Source organism: Microcystis sp. LEGE 08355, from assembly GCF_015207185.1.
GTDB lineage: Bacteria > Cyanobacteriota > Cyanobacteriia > Cyanobacteriales > Microcystaceae > Microcystis > Microcystis panniformis.
The window spans coordinates 1-1,809 of the sequence record NZ_JADEXI010000774.1 but is presented as its reverse complement, the minus strand read 5'-3'; the positions used below and the strand labels follow the sequence as shown (position 1 = coordinate 1,809).

The 1,809-nt window shown below is 46.9% G+C and carries 2 protein-coding genes; both read right to left on the bottom strand.

The window, feature by feature from the left end:
* Positions 1-47: 47 nt before the first annotated feature.
* Entirely contained in the window at positions 48-365 is a 318-nt protein-coding gene (locus tag IQ242_RS23895) for a KGG domain-containing protein (RefSeq protein WP_002767802.1), read from the bottom strand.
* A 470-nt stretch (positions 366-835) separates the two neighbouring features.
* A partial coding sequence (locus IQ242_RS23890; RefSeq protein ID WP_193961667.1) for an ARC6/PARC6 family protein occupies positions 836-1,809 on the bottom strand: 974 nt, incomplete at its 5' end.

Here is a 1,809-nt window from a genome sequence, read left to right as displayed (position 1 = left end):
CCCCAACACCCCAAAACCCTCTCAGTCTGAGAAAAAGTCAAGAAAAGTCAACTATTTGCCTCCGAGTTGCTGAAATCTGAGGAATTTTCACCTATAGACTCGTTGGTTGGGTAATTTTCTTCGGAGTTTAAGTTTTTGCGACTGCCTTTGTGGGAATTTTTACCCCCTTCCCGTCCAATAGCTGCCATGTGGGCGCGATCCCGGCTAACTGCTTCACCACCCTTTCGTCCCGCTTCGCGAGCTTCTTCGGAGGTAAATTCGTGGGCTGTACCTTTTTGATGAGCAGCTTTACCACCTTTACTAGCGATTTCCCTTTGTTTAGCTTGATCCATAGAGGCAAAACCGCGTTTACTCTTACCTGTCATAATATCCCTCCTTGTGAATGCTGATTTTAAAAGTTCTTAAAGACTTATGCGAGACTTTTAAAAGATCAAAATCATGGTCTTGTCGGTGGGCAAAACATTGAGATTGCCCCGCTTTCCTCCTCTAAGAACTATGGATTCCTACCTAGTATCATAACTCATTAGCTTGACTTCTAGGGAACCAATGACAGCAATCAAAGAGCAGATTTTATGTTAAAAAATATTAAGGGAATCGAGTATTTATCAGTCTAAAGATATAGAAGTTATCTTAATGGTGAGGTACAAAGTTTTCCTTTTGGGGCAGTCGGAATTCAGTTATCAGTTATCAGTGATCAGTTATCAGTGATCAGCTTTTTTCTCCCTGCTCCCCTGCTCCCCCACTTGCCACTTGCCACTGAAAAGGCTGCCATGCAGCCTTAATTGGGTGTGCGGGCAGCCTAAAGCCTAGTTTTTGGGGATTTAATCGGAAAAAATTAGGGTAAGACTTGGGTTTTTTCGATCAACCATTTATCTCCTTGCCGTACCAAATCATAGCGCAGGTTCAAGGACTCATTATAGGAACGCTTGACAATTTCCTTGCCATTATGGAAATACATGGCCTTTTCGTTGACTATCGCTTCTACTGTCGCTAAATTAGGATTTTTCGCATTATTAGTAACCGAGCGCACATCCACCTGATGATCGTAGCGCCAATAGTTATTTCCCTGTAAAGCCGCCGCCCGTTTTTGCCAAATTTCCAAAGCTGAACCCGTTAAAACCTCTTTCAATTGCTCTTTTTGGTGTTCACTGCCAAAAGCAGCCGATTTTGCTGCTAACCAAGCTTGAATCGTCTCCTTAGCCGTTTCCTTGCCTAAGGGATTCCCTTCCATAACCTCCGCGTTAGCCGAAGGAATTTCTAGTATGGGAGTATTTAAAGAAATCGGTAACTGTTCCCCTTGCAAAGCTGCCAAAGGAGATTGACTATCGACAATTGCCTTCACCCCCAAGGACAAAACTGCGAGCGTTCCCACTAATCCTACCCCCAATATTGCCACTCGATCGAGTCGTAGTTTTCTGCGGGCCGGTCGTCTCCGTTTCGGTGCGACTAGGGCAGTTTTTACCGTTTCTGGGGCTGCCGGCTGGGAGTTGCCCGCTGCTGGGGGGCGCGAGCGACGGGGACGACGACGGGGGGGATTAAGTGCCGGTTGACGATCAGCTGCCTTCACCACCACATTGCCCTGAGTATAGGGGGTGAAAGTTTCCTCCTGAGCGGTGGCTCTCAGGGCAGGTACAGCAGTGCCTGTCCGCTCACCGTTAGCTCTAGCTAAAGACGGTTTTTGGGGACGAGAGTGGGAAGAATAAGCAGATTCCCTCATCGGTGTCGCTCCTGGCACTGGGTTTAAATGGGTGGGGGGGGTGTGGGTTTTGAGAACATTTACTTCCGATTTTAAAGGTTCGCCAACCTTTT